The 15533-nt window shown below is 67.8% G+C and carries 17 protein-coding genes; 8 read left to right on the forward strand and 9 right to left on the reverse strand.

The genetic code is table 11. From position 1 onward, the window contains the following. The first annotated feature begins 46 nt into the window (after positions 1 to 46). The 5 genes from IFS44_RS00675 (at position 47) to IFS44_RS00695 (ending at position 5297) form a co-directional block, all read left to right on the forward strand. Positions 47 to 397, forward strand: a complete 351-nt coding sequence (locus tag IFS44_RS00675; protein ID WP_031396103.1) for a response regulator — start codon at positions 47 to 49, stop codon at positions 395 to 397. A 116-nt stretch (positions 398 to 513) separates the two neighbouring features. Next, positions 514 to 2235, forward strand: coding sequence for a dihydroxy-acid dehydratase (ilvD, locus tag IFS44_RS00680; protein WP_031440068.1), 1722 nt, complete (start codon positions 514 to 516; stop codon positions 2233 to 2235). Positions 2236 to 2341: 106 nt separating this feature from the next. Then, on the forward strand, positions 2342 to 2617 hold the full coding sequence (locus IFS44_RS00685) for a hypothetical protein (RefSeq protein ID WP_244649787.1): 276 nt from the start codon (positions 2342 to 2344) through the stop codon (positions 2615 to 2617). Continuing rightward, positions 2614 to 4104, forward strand: coding sequence for an NAD(P)H-hydrate dehydratase (locus IFS44_RS00690; protein WP_192097103.1), 1491 nt, complete (start codon positions 2614 to 2616; stop codon positions 4102 to 4104). The genes IFS44_RS00685 and IFS44_RS00690 overlap by 4 nt, the downstream gene beginning before the upstream one ends. Further along, positions 4101 to 5297 (forward strand): class I SAM-dependent RNA methyltransferase, encoded by a 1197-nt coding sequence (locus IFS44_RS00695; RefSeq protein ID WP_192097104.1) that lies wholly within the window; start codon positions 4101 to 4103, stop codon positions 5295 to 5297. The genes IFS44_RS00690 and IFS44_RS00695 overlap by 4 nt, the downstream gene beginning before the upstream one ends. A 12-nt stretch (positions 5298 to 5309) precedes the next feature. On the opposite strand, the gene truA is transcribed toward IFS44_RS00695, so the two are convergent. Both truA and fmt read right to left on the reverse strand, forming a co-directional pair. Further along, positions 5310 to 6050, reverse strand: coding sequence for a tRNA pseudouridine(38-40) synthase TruA (gene truA / locus IFS44_RS00700; protein ID WP_192097105.1), 741 nt, complete (start codon positions 6048 to 6050; stop codon positions 5310 to 5312). After that, positions 6047 to 6973, reverse strand: a complete 927-nt coding sequence (gene fmt / locus IFS44_RS00705; RefSeq protein WP_192097106.1) for a methionyl-tRNA formyltransferase — start codon at positions 6971 to 6973, stop codon at positions 6047 to 6049. Before fmt ends, truA begins: the two co-directional genes overlap by 4 nt. Before the next feature lie 52 nt (positions 6974 to 7025). Between fmt and recR the strand changes: the two genes are divergently transcribed. The 3 genes from recR to rmuC all read left to right on the forward strand — a co-directional run bounded on the left by recR (position 7026) and on the right by rmuC (position 10136). Next, complete coding sequence (recR, locus tag IFS44_RS00710; protein WP_031393413.1) at positions 7026 to 7622, forward strand: recombination mediator RecR; 597 nt, start codon at positions 7026 to 7028, stop codon at positions 7620 to 7622. A gap of 58 nt (positions 7623 to 7680) precedes the next feature. Then, complete coding sequence (gene def / locus IFS44_RS00715) at positions 7681 to 8205, forward strand: peptide deformylase (protein WP_031438987.1); 525 nt, start codon at positions 7681 to 7683, stop codon at positions 8203 to 8205. A 467-nt stretch (positions 8206 to 8672) separates the two neighbouring features. Beyond that, positions 8673 to 10136: a DNA recombination protein RmuC gene (rmuC, locus tag IFS44_RS00720; RefSeq protein WP_192097107.1), complete on the forward strand. Its 1464-nt coding sequence runs from the start codon at positions 8673 to 8675 to the stop codon at positions 10134 to 10136. Between the two features lie 9 nt (positions 10137 to 10145). Here rmuC and IFS44_RS00725 read toward each other — a convergent pair whose 3' ends face one another. The 7 genes from IFS44_RS00725 to IFS44_RS00755 form a co-directional block, all read right to left on the reverse strand. Further along, positions 10146 to 10943 (reverse strand): TrmH family RNA methyltransferase, encoded by a 798-nt coding sequence (locus IFS44_RS00725; protein ID WP_037528485.1) that lies wholly within the window; start codon positions 10941 to 10943, stop codon positions 10146 to 10148. A gap of 99 nt (positions 10944 to 11042) precedes the next feature. After that, positions 11043 to 11318 carry an HPr family phosphocarrier protein gene (locus IFS44_RS00730; RefSeq protein ID WP_192097108.1) on the reverse strand — a complete coding sequence of 92 codons (276 nt, stop codon included), beginning with the start codon at positions 11316 to 11318 and terminating at the stop codon, positions 11043 to 11045. Then, positions 11315 to 11722 (reverse strand): PTS sugar transporter subunit IIA, encoded by a 408-nt coding sequence (locus IFS44_RS00735; RefSeq protein ID WP_031393408.1) that lies wholly within the window; start codon positions 11720 to 11722, stop codon positions 11315 to 11317. The genes IFS44_RS00730 and IFS44_RS00735 overlap by 4 nt, the downstream gene beginning before the upstream one ends. A gap of 16 nt (positions 11723 to 11738) precedes the next feature. Then, the gene (rapZ, locus tag IFS44_RS00740) at positions 11739 to 12656 is read right to left on the reverse strand and encodes an RNase adapter RapZ (RefSeq protein ID WP_056676764.1); all 918 of its coding nucleotides are present in this window, start codon (positions 12654 to 12656) and stop codon (positions 11739 to 11741) included. Next, on the reverse strand, positions 12653 to 13120 hold the full coding sequence (locus IFS44_RS00745; protein WP_342366317.1) for an HPr kinase/phosphorylase: 468 nt from the start codon (positions 13118 to 13120) through the stop codon (positions 12653 to 12655). Before IFS44_RS00745 ends, rapZ begins: the two co-directional genes overlap by 4 nt. Further along, positions 13098 to 14681: a sensor histidine kinase gene (locus IFS44_RS00750; protein WP_244649790.1), complete on the reverse strand. Its 1584-nt coding sequence runs from the start codon at positions 14679 to 14681 to the stop codon at positions 13098 to 13100. The genes IFS44_RS00745 and IFS44_RS00750 overlap by 23 nt, the downstream gene beginning before the upstream one ends. A gap of 1 nt (position 14682) precedes the next feature. Next, positions 14683 to 15390: a response regulator transcription factor gene (locus tag IFS44_RS00755; RefSeq protein WP_031393404.1), complete on the reverse strand. Its 708-nt coding sequence runs from the start codon at positions 15388 to 15390 to the stop codon at positions 14683 to 14685. Positions 15391 to 15533 lie beyond the last annotated feature (143 nt).

Raw genomic sequence — 15533 nt, forward strand, 5'->3', positions numbered from 1 at the left:
AACAAGATGTTGGCGCTCGGCGAAATTGCCGCCTAAGGTACAAAATATGAACGTGCCACAGCAGATCCTCATCGTAGAGGATGAACCGTTGATCGCCATGATGCTCGAGGATTTCCTCGAGGTGCTGGACAAGGGCGTCGCAGGGTCCGTCGACACCGTCGCCGATGCCCTGCACCGCATCTCGGCCGGGGGTGTCGACGCCGCGATCCTCGACGTCAACCTGCGTGGCGGTGAGAAGAGTACTCCGATCGCCGAACGGCTTGCGGAGGGCGGAATTCCCTTCGTGTTCGCGACTGGCGGTGGCGATGACGGCCTCGATCCCCGCTTCCGCGACCGGCCCCGCCTGCAGAAGCCGTTCACGATGGACGGCGTCGCCAAGGCGCTCGAAAGCCTCTGACGCCCGCCGCGCGGGCTCTGCGGTCCTCGTCTAACCGCGGCCGCGGCGGATAAAACTGCAAATCCATACGCAACTGTCTTGCGCAAAGGCCCCGTCTCGCGACATAGGCGGTCGCCATGACCCGTATATTCGATAAATCGCGCCTGCCGAGCCGGCATGTCTCCGTCGGTCCAGAGCGTGCGCCGCACCGCAGCTATTACTACGCGATGGGTATCCCCGAAGAGGATATCGCGCGTCCGTTCGTCGCGCTCGCGTCCGCCGGCAACAACTCGGCCCCCTGCAACACCACGCTCGACGCGCAGGCCGATGCCGCGCAGGCTGGCGTCATCCAGGGCGGCGGGATGCCGCGCCGCTTCAACACGATCACCGTCACCGACGGCATCGCGATGGGGCATCAGGGGATGAAGGCGAGCCTCGTCAGCCGCGAAGTTATCGCCGACTCGGTCGAACTCTCGGTCCGCGGGCATTGCTACGACGCGCTGGTCGGCTTTGCCGGCTGCGACAAGTCGCTGCCCGGCATGATGATGGCGATGCTCCGCCTCAACATCCCGTCGGTGTTCGTCTATGGCGGCTCGATCCTGCCCGGCCGCTATCAGGAACGCGACGTCACCGTCGTCGACGTGTTCGAGATCGTCGGCAAATATGCCGCCGGCGCCTGCCCGCTGTCGGAGGTGCATGCGCTCGAGAAGGTCGCCTGCCCGGGTCACGGCGCCTGCGGTGGGCAATATACCGCCAACACCATGGCCTGCGTCGCGGAAGCGATCGGATTGTCCATTCCGAACAGCAACATGGTGCCCGCGCCTTACACGACGCGTGAACAAATCGCGGTGGCTGCGGGAGCGCAGGTCATGGAGTGTCTGGCCGACAATATCCGCCCGCGCGACATCTGCACGCGTGAGGCCTTCATCAATGCGGCGCGAGTCGTCGCCGCGACCGGCGGCTCGACCAACGCCGCGCTGCATCTGCCCGCGATGGCGTCGGAAGCAGGAATCGAGTTCGACCTGTTCGACGTCGCGGAGATCTTCAAGACAACGCCGTACATCGCCGACCTCAAACCCGGTGGGAAGTATGTCGCCAAGGACATGTACGAGGCGGGCGGCGTCTACATGCTGATGAAGACGATGCTCAGCGGCGGGTTCCTCGACGGCAGCTGCATGACCGTCACCGGCAAGACGCTGGCCGAGAATATCGACCAGGTGACGTGGAACCCCGACCAGAAGGTCATCTACGACATCAGCACCCCGCTGACCCCGACGGGTGGCGTGGTCGGCCTGCGCGGCAGTCTCGCCCCCGATGGCGCGATCGTGAAGGTCGCGGGCATGCACCGGCTCCAGTTCAGCGGCCCGGCGCGCGTGTTCGACTGCGAGGAGGACACCTTCGCCGCGGTCGAGGCGCGCGCGATCAACGAGGGCGAGGTCATCGTCATCCGCTACGAAGGTCCCAAGGGCGGCCCGGGCATGCGCGAGATGCTCTCGACCACCGCCGCGCTTTACGGGCTGGGGATGGGCGAGAGCGTCGCGCTGATCACCGACGGCCGGTTCTCGGGCGGCACGCGCGGCTTCTGCATCGGCCATGTCGGCCCCGAAGCCGCCGATGGCGGCCCGATCGCGCTCGTCGAGGATGGCGACATCATCCATATCGATGCCGAGGCGGGGACGATCGATCTCGATGTTCCCGAGGACGTGATGGCGGCACGCCGCGCGGTCTGGGTCCCGCGCAAGACCGATTACGGCTCGGGCGCGCTGTGGCGCTATGCGAAGACCGTCGGTCCGGCGTACAAGGGCGCGGTCACGCACCCGGGAGCCGCAGCCGAAACGCATGTCTACGCGGATATCTAAACGATCGCAGTATCTTGTCTGGCTTGTCTCACTCCTGCTGGCAGCCTGCGGGAGCGGCAAGCCCGACGCCGGTGACACGGCGTCGCGCCGCGAGGACGCTTCCGTCATGCCTGTCCCCTGCGCCAGGGGGGCCGCGGCCCTGGCCCCCGACTGCACGATCGAGCAGGCGCGCGGTCCCGATGGCGTGATCCTGACCCTCCGCCACGCCGATGGCGGCTTTCGCCGGCTGCGCGTCTCGCCTGACGGCCGCGGCGTGGTCGCCGCCGACGGAGCGGAGCGGGCGCAGGTCACGGCATCCACGCCCGGCAGCATCGACGTCGCGCTGGGCACCGACCGCTACCGTCTCCCGGCGACGGTCCAGCCGGACGCGAACGGCTCATGATCCGGATCGAGGGCCAGCCCGTGCTGACCGCCGCCGAGATGCGCGCGGCCGAGGATGCGGTGATCGCAACCGGCGTCACGGTCGATACGCTGATGGACCGCGCGGGCACCGCGATCGCGCACGCGGTCCACCGTCTGGCGGGATCGAACGCCATCCTGATCCTCTGCGGCCCCGGCAACAATGGCGGCGACGGCTATGTCGCCGCGCGCGTGCTCGCCGAGCTGGGCGCAACCGTCCGCGTCGCCGCACTGTCCGAACCCCGCACCGACGCGGCCAGGGCGGCAAGGGCAGGGTGGCCCGGCCCCGTCGAAGCTCTCGCCGACGCGAAGCCCGCCCCCGTCCTCGTCGACGCCCTCTTCGGCACCGGCCTCACCCGACCCTTGAATGGTACTTCTCCCCAAACCCCAAACACCCCCCCGGCGAAGGCCGGGGCCCAGTTGGGCACCGCTATCGACGACGTGCACGGTTCACCCAACTGGACCCCGGCCTCCGCCGGGGAGGTATCTGTAGTGGAAAGCCTCCACACCCTAACCACCGCCGCCACCCTCACCATAGCCATCGACCTCCCCAGCGGCCTCGCCACCGACTCCGGCCGCGCGCTCACGACACCCCCCGTCTTCCACCTCACGCTAGCCCTCGGCGCACTCAAACCCGTGCACCTCCTCCAGCCCGCCGCCCGCTATTGCGGCGAGATCCGCCTCCTCGACATCGGCGTCCCCGTCACCAGTCAGATCGAAGTGCTCAAAAGCCCCCACCTCGCACCCCCCGGACCCGATGCGCACAAATACACCCGCGGGATGGTCGCGGTCATCGCCGGCACGATGGCGGGCGCGGCCGACCTTGCCGCGCTCGCCGCGATGCGCGCGGGCGCGGGCTATGTGACGTTGCTCGGCGACAGCGCGGGCCCGCCGCACGCACTCGTCCGCGCGGCATTCTCCGACCACGCACTCGCCAACGACCGGATCGGCGCGCTCGTCATCGGTCCAGGCCTCGGCCGCGACGCCACCGCCCGCGTCCGACTCGACGCCGCGCTGGCTGCCGGCCACCCGCTCGTCCTCGACGGTGACGCGCTCCGCCTGCTCGATCCCGACCGGATCCGCGCGCTCACCGTCCCGGTCATCCTCACCCCGCACGCCGGCGAATTCGACGCGCTGTTCGGGCGATCGGCCGACGACAAGATCACCCGCGCCCGCGACGCCGCCGCCCGCACCGGGGCGGTCGTCGTCTTCAAGGGCGCGGACACCGTCATCGCCGCCCCCGACGGCCGCGTCCGGCTCGCCCCCGTCGCGAGCGACTGGCTCTCCACCGCGGGCACCGGCGACGTCCTCGCCGGCACGATCGGCGCGATGTTGGCCGCAGGGCTCGATCCGTTCGCCGCCGCCGCCGCGGGCGTGTGGCTTCACGGCGAGGCCGCGCGTCGTTCGGGGCCGGCATTTATCGCCGATGACTTGGCGGATGCGCTCCGGTCGGCCAGAGCGTCCTTATGACCAGTGACCCAACGACCGACACCATCGTCCGCGTCGCCGCACGCGGCGACGGCATCACCGCCGATGGCCGCCACGCCGCCTTCACCGCGCCCGGCGACACACTCGCGGCCGACGGCAGCGTGACCCACGGCCCGCACCACCAGACGCCGCCCTGCGTCCATTTCCCGACCTGTGGCGGCTGCCAGCTCCAGCATCTCGACGACGAGAGCTACAGCGCCTTCGTCACCGACCGGATCGCCTCCGCACTCGACGGGCAGGGCCTGTCCGCGCCGATCCGCACCCCGCATATCTCGCCGGTCCGCAGCCGCCGCCGCGCGACGCTGCATGCCGAGGCCAAGGGCGGCAGGATCACGCTCGGCTTCACCGCCGAGAAGGCGCATCTGATCGTCGACATCAAGGAATGCTGGATCCTCGATCCGCGGCTGTTCGCGCTCGTCGCTCCCTTGCGCACCCTGCTCAAGCGCCTCAATTTCCGCCGCCGCGCGGACATCCACCTGACGCTCGCGGACCAGGGCGCCGACATCCTGATCACCGGCTTCGCGCCCGAAGGCCTCCCCGCCGCCGAGGCGCTCACCCGGTTCTGCGAGGAGCACGGCATCGCCCGCGTCGCGTTCGACGACGGTCTGGGGCCGGAGACCCGCTGGGAGCCCGATGCGGTGACGATCACGCTGGGCGGCGTCCCCGTGCCGCTGCCGCCCGCCTCGTTCCTCCAGGCGACGCCCGATGGCGAGGCCGCGCTCACCGCCGCGGTGCTCGAGGCGATCGGCACGCCCGCCACCGTCGCCGACCTGTTCGCCGGGCTTGGCACCTTCACGCTCGCGATCCCGGCAAAGGTCTATGCCGCGGAGGGCGCGCGCGACGCGCTGACCGCGCTCAAGGCCGCCGCGCACCGCCTGCAACGCCCGGTCTTCCCCGAGCACCGCGACCTCTACCGCCGCCCGCTGACGGTGGCCGAGCTCGACCGGTTCGACGCGGTGGTGATCGATCCGCCCCGCTCGGGCGCACGCGAACAGGCCGGTGCGCTCGCCGCGTCCAGAACCCCGGTCATCGTCTACGTCTCGTGCAACCCGGCGAGCTTCGCGCGCGATGCCAAGGAGCTGTGCGATGCCGGCTGGCGGATCGACTGGATCCAGCCGGTCGGCCAGTTCCGCTGGTCCACCCATGTCGAACTCGCTGCGAAGTTCGTCCGCTAACCTCTTGTCTCGTTAGGGATAAACCGCGGTTTCGAAGAACAACCCATCGGGCGGTGCATTGAGCCCCAGCATCGCCCGATCCTTCGCCGCCAGCGCCTCCGCGACATCGCCGACCGCCCAGCGCCCCATGCCGACCAGCGCCAGGCACCCGACCATCGACCGCACCTGGTGATGCAGGAACGACCGCGCCGCCCCGTAGACGAACAGCCGCTCGCCCGCGCGCACCACGTCGAGCCGGTCGAGCGTCCGCACCGGACTGTCCGCCTGGCAATGCGCCGACCGAAACGTCGTGAAGTCATGCCGCCCGACCAGCGCGCGCGCCGCTTCGGCCATCGCGTCCGCATCGAGCGGCTGCGGCACCTGCCACGCCAGCCCCGCCTCGAAGCTCAGCGGCGCGCGCCGGTTGACGATCCGGTATTCATACGACCGGCCGATACAGGAAAACCGCGCATGCCAGTCGTCGGGCACCACCTCGCACGCCAGAACCGACACCGGCGCCGGTTTGACCAGCGCGTTCAGCCCCTCCATCAACCGAAACGCCGCGAGCGGCTTCTCGATATCGACATGCGCGCGCATCGCGATCCCGTGCACCCCCGCATCGGTCCGCCCCGCCGCCTGCACCGACACGGCCTCGCCGGTCATCTTCAGCACCGCCGCCTCGAGCGCGGCCTGCACGCTCGGCCCATGCTTCTGCCGCTGCCAGCCCATGAACGGCCGGCCGTCAAACTCCACCGTGAGCGCGAACCGCGTCAAAGCTGGGTCCCCGAGGGAATCGCAAACCCGCGCAGCAACTCCTCGGCCGAGGTGACGCCGCGCCCGGCCCGTTGCACCAACGTGGGCCGGATCGCACCGTCGCCGCACCCGATCGTCAGCTCGGCATTTACCGTCAGCCCCTCGCACCCCAGGAAGCTGAACGGCAACACGTCCGCCGCCAGCACCTTGACCCGCTCGCCGGCAACCTCGAACCACGCGCCCGGCGCCGGGTTCATCGCGCGCACCAGCCGCTCGACCTCGACCGCCGGCCGCTCGAAATCGATCCGCGCCTCCGCCTTGTCGATCTTGGCCGCATAGGTGACGCCGTCTTCGGGCTGCGGCCGGGCAGGGTAGGCGTCGAGATCGCCCAGCACCTCGACCATCAGCCGCGCCCCCATCACCGACAGCTCGGCGGTCAGGTCGCCCGCGGTCTTGCCCGCGACCGGCGTCCGCCCTTCGAGCCTGACCGGCCCGGTATCGAGCCCGGCCTCCATCTGCATGATCCCGACGCCCGTCTCCGCATCGCCCGCGAGGATCGCGCGCTGCACCGGTGCCGCCCCGCGCCACCGCGGCAACAGCGAGCCATGGACGTTGAGGCACCCGAGCCGCGGCGCCTCGAGCACCGCGCGCGGCAGGATCAGGCCATAGGCGGCCACCACCGCGACATCAGCGTCGAGCGCCGCAAACGCTTCCCGCGCGGCGAGCCCCTCGGGCAGCGACGCCTTGAACGACACCGGCGTCCGAACCTCTATGCCCAGCGCCTCCGCCCGGACCTGGACCGGCGACGGCACCAGCTCGCGCCCGCGTCGCCCGCCCGGTCGTGCCGGCTGGCAATAGGCCGCCACCAAGTCATGCCCCGCCGCGACGAGGGCCTCCAGCACCGGCACCGCGAAGTCCGGCGTTCCCATGAAGATGATCCGCATGCCCCTCTCGAACACGCTGGCGGGGAGCGACGCAACCCCCTATCTGGTCGTGATGGCATCCCCCGAGATCGAGGCGCTGACGCAGGCGCTGGCCCGGCTCCCCGGCCTCGGCCCCCGGTCCGCACGCCGCGCCGTGCTGCATCTGCTCAAGAAGCGCGACGCCGCGCTGGGTCCGCTGCGCGAGGCGCTGACCGCGGTCGACGAGCGGCTGGAGAATTGCAGCGTCTGCGGCAATGTCGACACGACCAACCCATGCGCGATCTGCGCCGACCCCCGCCGCGACCAGCGCTCGCTCTGCGTCGTCGAGGAGGTCGCCGATCTCTGGGCGCTCGATCGCTCGCGGCTGTTTCCCGGTCGCTTCCACGTGCTTGGCGGTCGCCTGTCCGCACTCGAAGGCATCCGTCCCGAGGATCTCAGCATCGACAATCTCGTCCGCCGGATCGAGGCGGGGGGGATCGACGAGGTCGTGCTCGCGATGAACGCGACGCTCGAAGGCCAGACCACCGCGCATTACATCGCCGAACGGATCGAACGATTCCCCGTCCGCGTCACGCAGCTCGCGCACGGCCTGCCGGTGGGCGGCGAGCTCGACTATCTCGACGAGGGCACGCTCGCCCAGGCGCTGCGCGCGCGTCGCCCGATGGCCTGATCGTCGCGGCCTAACCCAAATGCTTGACGGCTCAACCCGCGGAACCTAGCTGCGCAGCATGACCGTCATGACCGTTCTCGAAGTCCCCGATCCCCGCCTGCGCCTCGTCGCGGAGCCGGTGGCGTCGGTGGACGATTCCACCCGTACGCTCGTCGCCGACATGATCGAGACGATGTACGACTTCAACGGCATCGGCCTCGCCGCGACCCAGGTCGGCGTGCAGCAGCGCGTCCTCGTCATCGACCTTCAGGAAGAGAAGGACGAAGAGGACAAGCCGATCAGGAATCCCAAGGCGTATATCAACGCCGAGATCCTTTCGGTCAGCGAAGAGATGTCGACCTATAACGAGGGCTGCCTCTCGATCCCCGAGCAATATGCCGAGGTCGTCCGCCCCGCCCGCTGCCGCGTGAAGTGGCTCGACGAGACCGGCGCCGCGCATGAGGAAGAGCTCGACGGCCTGCTCTCGACCTGCATGCAGCACGAGATCGACCATCTCGACGGCGTATTGTTCATCGACCACATCAGCCGCCTCAAGCGAGACATGGTCCTCAAGAAGCTCGCCAAGGCCCGCAAGCTCGGCTGATCCGCGCCGGTCGTGAACTCGACCGGCCAACCAGACCAGTTCCCCGGCGAAGGCCGGGGCCCAGGCAGCGAAGCCCCCCGCACTCGCGGGCGGCACACGCCAAGAACACTGCCCAGCAAACACCGGAGCCCACCTGCGATAGCTCCGCAACGAGGGGCGGCGCACTCCCAAAAGCACCACCCCGGCGAAGGCCGGGGCCCAGCTGGCACGTCCCCGGCGATGACGCACTACCGCCCGCAAAGCCCAACTCTGCTACAGTAGCGACCAAGGACAACGCCCGAAGGTAGGAAAATCCCTCTGTCCTACCCAAGTCGTTCGTGCTATGTTCCACCGATGACCTTCCAGACCGTGCCCCCCCAGCCGCCCGCGCCCAAACCCTGCATGGCCGGTCCCGCAGCCGGAAATTGTACGAATCTCGGCGCAAAACCCGCTTATCGTCTCAACATTCACAACATTGGGACGCTAGCATGACCGAACTCGTGATCGTCGCGCTGCTCGCGGCCGCCGCCGGACTGCTGCTCGGCTGGTTGCTGGCCTCGCGTCGTGCCGGCGCACTCGCCAGCGATCTCGCGGTCGCCAGGACCCGTGCCGCCGACTATGATCTGGTCCGTACCACGCGCGACGCGGTCGAGCAGGAGCGCAATGCCGCGCTTCAGGATCTCGCCACGCTGCGTGCGCAGAATGCCGAGCGGGCCGGGGAGGCGGACCGCCTGCGCACCGATCTCGCGACGATCCGCGCCGACCGCGACGCCGCGCGCACCGAACTCGCCACCGAGCATGCCCGCAGCGAGGCGTTCGAGGCGCGGCTGGTCGAGCTGCGCGACGCCAAGGACGTGATGGCCGCGCAGTTCGGCGACGTCGCCAACAAGCTGCTGAGCGACGCGCAGAAGACCTTCCTCGACCGCGCCGACGCCCGCTTCCGCCAGTCCGAGGAATCCGCCGGGCAGAACCTCAAGTCGATGCTCCAGCCCGTCAGCGACCGGCTGCAGCGCTATGAAGAGGGCGTCGCCAAGGTCGAGGCGGAGCGCCGCGACGCGTTCGGCGATCTCAAGGGGCAGATCGAACAGATGCGGCTCGGCCAGGAAAAGGTCTCGACCGAAGCCGCCAAGCTCGTCAACTCGCTGCGCAACGCGCCTAAGTCGCGCGGCCGCTGGGGCGAGCAGCAGTTGAAGAACGTGCTCGAGACCTGCGGCCTCAGCGAACATACCGATTTCCAGACCGAGGTCAGCGTCGCGGTCGGCGATGCCGATGAGCGCGCCGGCGCCCGGCTTCGCCCCGATGCGATCATCCGGGTCCCGGGCGGCCGCGCGCTCGTCATCGATGCCAAGGTCTCGCTCAACGCCTATCAGGATGCGTTCGGCGCGGTCGACGAGGCCGAGCGGCTGGTCGGTCTGGCGGCACACGCCGCGTCGATGCGTGCACACGTCAACGGGCTCGGCAACAAGGCCTATTGGAGCCAGTTCGCCGACACGCCCGATTATGTGATCATGTTCGTCCCCGGCGAACATTTCCTCTCCGCCGCGCTCGAACATGATCCGACGCTCTGGGATTTCGCTTTTGAAAAGAGGGTGTTGCTCGCCACTCCTACCAATCTGATCGCAATCGCCCGGACCGTCGCCGCGGTCTGGCGGCAGGAGAAGCTCGCCAACGAGGCGCGCAAGATCGGCGAGCTCGGCAAGGAGATGCACGATCGGCTCGCCAAGGTCGCGGACGATCTCCGCAAGGTCGGGGTCGGTCTCAACAGCGCGGTGAAGAACTTCAACGGCTTCACCAACTCGTTCAACGGCCGCCTGATGGTCACCGGCCGCAAGTTTCGCGACCTCAATATCGAGACCGGCGCGCGTGATCTCGAGGACGTGTCGTCGATCGACGCGCTGGCGCTGGGCGAGGGGCCGGCATTGATCGAGAAACCGGAGACCGCAGACGTTTAACCCGCATTTTTAACGCTGTTGGGCAAGAACCTCATAGGCCATCACCGCGGTTGCGACCGCGGCGTTGAGGCTGTCGGCCTTGCCCAGCATCGGGATCTTCACCAGCGTGTCGCAGCCCTCGGCCATCTCCGCCGGCATACCCTGCGCCTCGTTGCCGGTCAGCAGGAAGGTCGGGGCGCTGTACGTCGCCGCCCGGTAATCGGTCTCGGTGTCGAGGCTCAGCCCGACCAACTGCCCCGGGCCGCTGCGGAGCCACGCCTCGAACGGCGCCCACTCGGTTTTGACGACCGGAATGGTGAACAGCGCCCCCATGCTCGCCCGCACCGCCTCGACCGAGAACGGATCGACCGACTCGCCGATCAGGATCAGCCCGCCCGCCCCGACGGCATCGCCGGTCCGCAGGATCGTGCCGAGATTCCCCGGATCCCGCAGTCGCTCGGCCACCAGCCAGATCCCCGCGCTGGTCCGGTCCAGATCCTCGAGTGCCGCGTCGAACTCATCGAACACGCCGACCACCGCCTGCGGATTGTCCTTGCCCGACAGCTTCGACAGGATGTCCGGCGTCGTCTGGATCGATTCGCCGCCCGCCTCCTCGACATCCATCGACAGCGCATGGACCAGCGGGTGGTTGGCGCTCGCCGCGGCGTAGAAAAGCGTGCGGGGCAGCCGGCCCGTTTCCCGCGCCTCTGTCAGGATCCGCAACCCCTCGGCAAGGAACTGCCGTGCAGCCTTGCGATGTCGCTTGTCGCGAAGATCGCGGACATATTTGATCAACGGGTTCGAGAAGGCGGTAATTTCGCGAGGCATTTATCGGCCCTTCGGCGCGCGGAAACAGGGGAGGTTGGTAAACACGCGCCGCTCATGCCCGCCGCAACCCGGCGCGGCAAGCGCTGCGGGGAAGGGGGCTCAATCCTCGCCGAACTTGGCTTCGACAAGTTCGACCAGCCGGGCAACGGTTTCGTCCGCGCCGTCGCCAGTCGCCGATATGACGATCGAATCGCCCATCGCGGCCCCGAGCATCATCAGCCCCATGATCGACGTTCCCGTCACGCTCCCCGCGCCGTCCTTCTCGACCACCACGTCGCAGGGCTGTGAGGACGCGAGCGTAACGAACTTCGCGCTCGCCCGGGCATGCAATCCCCGGCGGTTGGTGATCAGGACAGTGCGCGCAACCGCAGTCACGCTGCCGCCTCGCCGAGAACCTCGGATGCGACGGATATATATTTCCGGCCGGCTTCACGCGCGGCAGCGACCGCCGCCACGACCGTCATCGCCTTGCGCGCCGACCCCAGACGGATCAGCATCGGTAGGTTCATTCCCGCGATCACCTCCACCCGGCCCCGCTCCATCAGGGAGATGGCAAGGTTGGACGGGGTACCGCCGAACAGGTCTGTCAGCACGATCACGCCGCGTCCCGCATCGACCTCGGCGATCGCCGTCGCGATATCCGCGCGGCGTTCCTCCATATCGTCATCCGGGCCAATCGCGATTGCCGCGACACGTTCCTGCGGGCCGACGACATGGACCATTGCGGTCACGAACTCGTCGGCGAGCCGCCCGTGGGTCACCAAAACTAGGCCGATCATATCAGACGCTTCATACTCATAAGCCGACCGGTGGTCCCTCAAGCGAGTCCTGCGGCGCGGCCCCCAGGTCGCGATGGTTTACCGTGGGCGAAAAACCCTCTGCGCGCAACCGTCCGGCGATCCGTTCGGCAACATGAACCGATCGGTGTCTCCCTCCGGTACACCCGATCGCAACGCTGACATAGGACTTGCCCTCCGCCTTGTAGCGCGGCAGCAACAGGAGCAGCAGATCCTCGATGCGGCTGACAGCGGCTTCATAGGCCGGATCGGCCATGACATATTGCGCAACCTCCGCATCCAGTCCGGTCCCAGGACGCAGCTGCGGATCCCAATGCGGATTTCGCAAAAACCGCATGTCGAAGACGAGGTCAGCGTTGCGCGGTAGCCCGCGCGCGAAGCCGAACGACTGGATCGACAGCGTCGGAGCACCCTGATCGTCCTGCGCGAAGCTGTGGCGGATCTGTTGCGCCAGTTCGTTGGCCGCCAATGTGGTCGTGTCAATCAACCGGTTCGCCCAGTCGCGCAGCGGCCGCAGCATTTCACGCTCGCGCGCGATCCCGTCGCCCGCGGGGCGATCGGGGGCTAGCGGATGCCGCCGCCGCGTCTCGGAATAGCGTCGCTCGAGTTCTACCCCCGAGCAGTCGAGGAACAGCGTCCCGATTTCCAGACCGTGCCGATCGCGCAGATCGCGGATACGCCCGATGATGCGATCGGCATCAAAATCGCGCGTTTGCGAGCCAATACCAATCGCCAGGGGGGTGGAATCATCCATTTGTCCCTGTGCGCGCGGCGTATCCAGCAGCCGATCGAGCAGCAGGAGCGGCAGGTTGTCGACGATCTCCCAGCCCAGATCCTCAAGCGTCTTGAGAACGGTCGATTTGCCCGCGCCCGACATGCCGGTGATCAGCAGGATCGGCTTTGATTGGCGCGTCATGCGGCGAGAATTCCGTGTGTCAGAGCCAGTTCAACCTTCAGTGGAGCGGACGCCTGGCGTGGTTCGAGCAGGAGGACCGGGATATCGACACCAGCGATCCGCCGCGCCTCAAGTTCGGGCATCCGCGGAACCTGTTCTCCTAGCCGTACGAGCAGGGCGATGGGTATGTCGACAACATAGTGCATGGCGATAATGCCCAGACCCCGAACCTCGATCTGGCCAGCGATGGAAGCGGGCGCGTGCGCCAGCAGCCGGGTCCCCGACCGCACGACGATGGTCTGGTCGTCGCTGACCAGCATCGCGCCGCGGTCGATCAGGCGGAGGGCGAGGTCGGACTTGCCGATGCCGGAAGGTCCTTCCAGCAGGACGCCCTGGCCGCCGATCGAGACGGTCGTCGCATGCAGGCGATCGGACGAGAGGACGGACAGAACTAGAGCTCCCTCATCGTGCGTACAGCGGCAGATGGATTACGAACCGGGCACCGCCCAGCCGATCCTCACGCGATTCGACGGTGATCGTGCCCTGATGCCCCTCGACGATGGTGCGCGCAATGGCCAGCCCTAGTCCGGAGTGACGCCCGAAGGCTTCGCCCTCAGGCCTGACTGAGTGGAAGCGTCGAAAGATCGCATCGCGTGCGTCTGAAGGGACGCCCGGGCCCTCATCCTCGACGCGAAGGACGACCTCGTGTGCGCCGCGCATGGCGGACAGCGTGATCAGGCCACGGTCGGGCGAGAAGGATACCGCGTTATCAATCAGGTTCTCGATCACACGCTCGAGCCGGGCGCCTTCGCCGAGCACAACGAACGGGCCATCGTCGCTGCGGTCGAAGCGAAAGCGGATTTCACGTTCGACGTCGCGAGCGAGGCGCTGCGACAGCAAGCCGTCGATCAGGCTGACCATGTCGATCGGTTCGAACTTTGCCCGGCTGAGCTGTGCGTCGAGTCGCGACGCGTCGGAGATGTCGGAGATCAGCCGATCTAGTCGATGGACATCATCTCGCACGATCGCCATCAGCTGCTCCTGGAGGGCGGGATCCTGCACGCGTGACAGCCCTTCCACCGCAGACCGTAGCGACGCCAGCGGGTTCTTCATTTCATGCGTAACATCGGCAGCGAAGGCTTCGGTCGCGTCGATGCGAGCCCTGAGCGCCAGGCTCATGTCCGACAGCGCGCGGGCGAGCATCCCCAATTCATCCCGGCGCGACGGCAGCCGAGGAACAACGACCTCGCGCGCGCGTCCGAGCCGTACCCGTACCGCCGCTCGTGCCAGACGGCGGAGGGGGCGGACGATCGTTCGTGCAAGAAATAGCGAGAGCAGCACGGAGACGATCGAGACCAGCAACAGCACCATGCTCAGGCGGAAGCGTTCGATACGCACGGTGCGCGTGATGTCGCGCGCGTTCACCGTCGTCATCACCACGCCGCCGCCCGGCACGCGGGCCGCAGCCGTTATCACCGGGGTGCGGTCGGGCGCGCGCCAGACCGTCGTGGAGATGCCATGCCGCAACCGTACGTCCTCGACGTCGGGCCAGCGTTGCCGCGGGCCGCGTTCGCGGTAAAGCGGTGCGCGGGGCGCCATCACGACCACGTCGATGACCGCGTCGAGAAAGCGCGCGGCATCCTGCCCCCAGTCTTCCTTGTCCGGGTCGTGCAGCACGAAACTGCGCAGCCCCAGTGCGCGACTGTCCTTGATGATCTGCCCGTCGCGGTCGAAGACCCGGATCTGCGAGCCCGTATCCTGCGCCAGCCGAACGATGAGCGGCTCACGCAGCGCCGGATCGACTGCGGCGATTGCCTCACCGATCAGCCGCGCCTCGCGTGCGGCCTGCGCGACGCGGCTGTCGACGATCCGGCTGCGATAGGAATCGAGGTAGAAAAAGCCGCCTGCGAGCAGCAGGAGCGCAAAGATATTGACGGCGAGGATGCGCCGCGTGAGCGAGATCTGACCCGACCAGCGTAATGTCAGATCGCGACCGTCATCCTCGGTTCGATCGCCCACGTCGTCGCGCGGATCGCTCCGTCCCATGTTAATCCTCGGAGAACCGATAGCCTGCCCCATACAGTGTTTCGATCGCGTCGAAATCTGGATCGACCTGTCGGAACTTGCGACGCAGCCGCTTTATGTGGCTGTCGATCGTCCGGTCGTCGACATAGATGTCGTCCTGATAGGCGGCGTCCATCAACTGGTTGCGCGTCTTGACGATACCCGGCCGCTGCGCGAGCGTTTCGAGAATCATGAATTCCGTCACCGTCAGTGTCACGGGTTCGCCAGCCCACAGGGTCCGGTGGCGCGCCGGGTCCATGCTGAGCCGCCCCCGGTCAAGCGGCCCGGCCGCCTCGGCCTCCGTCTCCGTGCCAGGCGACCGGGTCAACTCCGCGCGGCGCAGGATCGCCCGGACCCGCGCAATCAGCAATCGCTGCGAGAACGGCTTCGCGATATAATCGTCCGCCCCCATCGCAAGGCCAAGCGCCTCGTCGAGTTCGTCATCCTTGCTGGTCAGGAAGATGACAGGTATCTGGCTCTTTTCGCGCAGCCGCCGCAACAGTTCCAGACCATCCATACGGGGCATCTTGATGTCGAAGATCGCCAGATCGGGGGGATTGTCCGTCAAGGCCTTCAGCGCGGTCTCGCCATCCGAATAGACCCGCGTGACAAACCCCTCGGTCTGAAGGGCGATCGACACCGACGTCAGGATGTTTCGGTCGTCATCGACGAGCGCGATCGTTGCCGTCATGGTCTGGCTGTCATCTTCTTGGCGCCCGCCGGAATAAATCTCGGGCTGCGTAGGGCAAAGTGCTAGCGTACTCAACCGGGGTACACCAGACAGCGGCGTGAGTTGCACGCCCTCCGGTCGAATTGACCCGGATCACAGGCCCG

The sequence above is a fragment of the Sphingomonas sp. CFBP 13706 genome (assembly GCF_014842355.1).
In the GTDB taxonomy this organism is placed as follows: domain Bacteria; phylum Pseudomonadota; class Alphaproteobacteria; order Sphingomonadales; family Sphingomonadaceae; genus Sphingomonas; species Sphingomonas aerolata.

Coding starts and splice junctions, on each gene's coding strand:
- def (WP_031438987.1), top strand. CDS start 7,681: ATGACCGTCATGACCGTTCTCGAAGTCCCCGATCCCCGCCTGCGCCTC.
- IFS44_RS00725 (WP_037528485.1), bottom strand. CDS start 10,943: ATGCCTCGCGAAATTACCGCCTTCTCGAACCCGTTGATCAAATATGTC.
- ilvD (WP_031440068.1), top strand. CDS start 514: ATGACCCGTATATTCGATAAATCGCGCCTGCCGAGCCGGCATGTCTCC.
- IFS44_RS00685 (WP_244649787.1), top strand. CDS start 2,342: ATGCCTGTCCCCTGCGCCAGGGGGGCCGCGGCCCTGGCCCCCGACTGC.
- rmuC (WP_192097107.1), top strand. CDS start 8,673: ATGACCGAACTCGTGATCGTCGCGCTGCTCGCGGCCGCCGCCGGACTG.
- IFS44_RS00690 (WP_192097103.1), top strand. CDS start 2,614: ATGATCCGGATCGAGGGCCAGCCCGTGCTGACCGCCGCCGAGATGCGC.
- rapZ (WP_056676764.1), bottom strand. CDS start 12,656: ATGACGCGCCAATCAAAGCCGATCCTGCTGATCACCGGCATGTCGGGC.
- recR (WP_031393413.1), top strand. CDS start 7,026: ATGGCATCCCCCGAGATCGAGGCGCTGACGCAGGCGCTGGCCCGGCTC.
- IFS44_RS00695 (WP_192097104.1), top strand. CDS start 4,101: ATGACCAGTGACCCAACGACCGACACCATCGTCCGCGTCGCCGCACGC.
- IFS44_RS00675 (WP_031396103.1), top strand. CDS start 47: ATGAACGTGCCACAGCAGATCCTCATCGTAGAGGATGAACCGTTGATC.
- IFS44_RS00750 (WP_244649790.1), bottom strand. CDS start 14,681: ATGGGACGGAGCGATCCGCGCGACGACGTGGGCGATCGAACCGAGGAT.
- IFS44_RS00755 (WP_031393404.1), bottom strand. CDS start 15,390: ATGACGGCAACGATCGCGCTCGTCGATGACGACCGAAACATCCTGACG.
- IFS44_RS00735 (WP_031393408.1), bottom strand. CDS start 11,722: ATGATCGGCCTAGTTTTGGTGACCCACGGGCGGCTCGCCGACGAGTTC.
- fmt (WP_192097106.1), bottom strand. CDS start 6,973: ATGCGGATCATCTTCATGGGAACGCCGGACTTCGCGGTGCCGGTGCTG.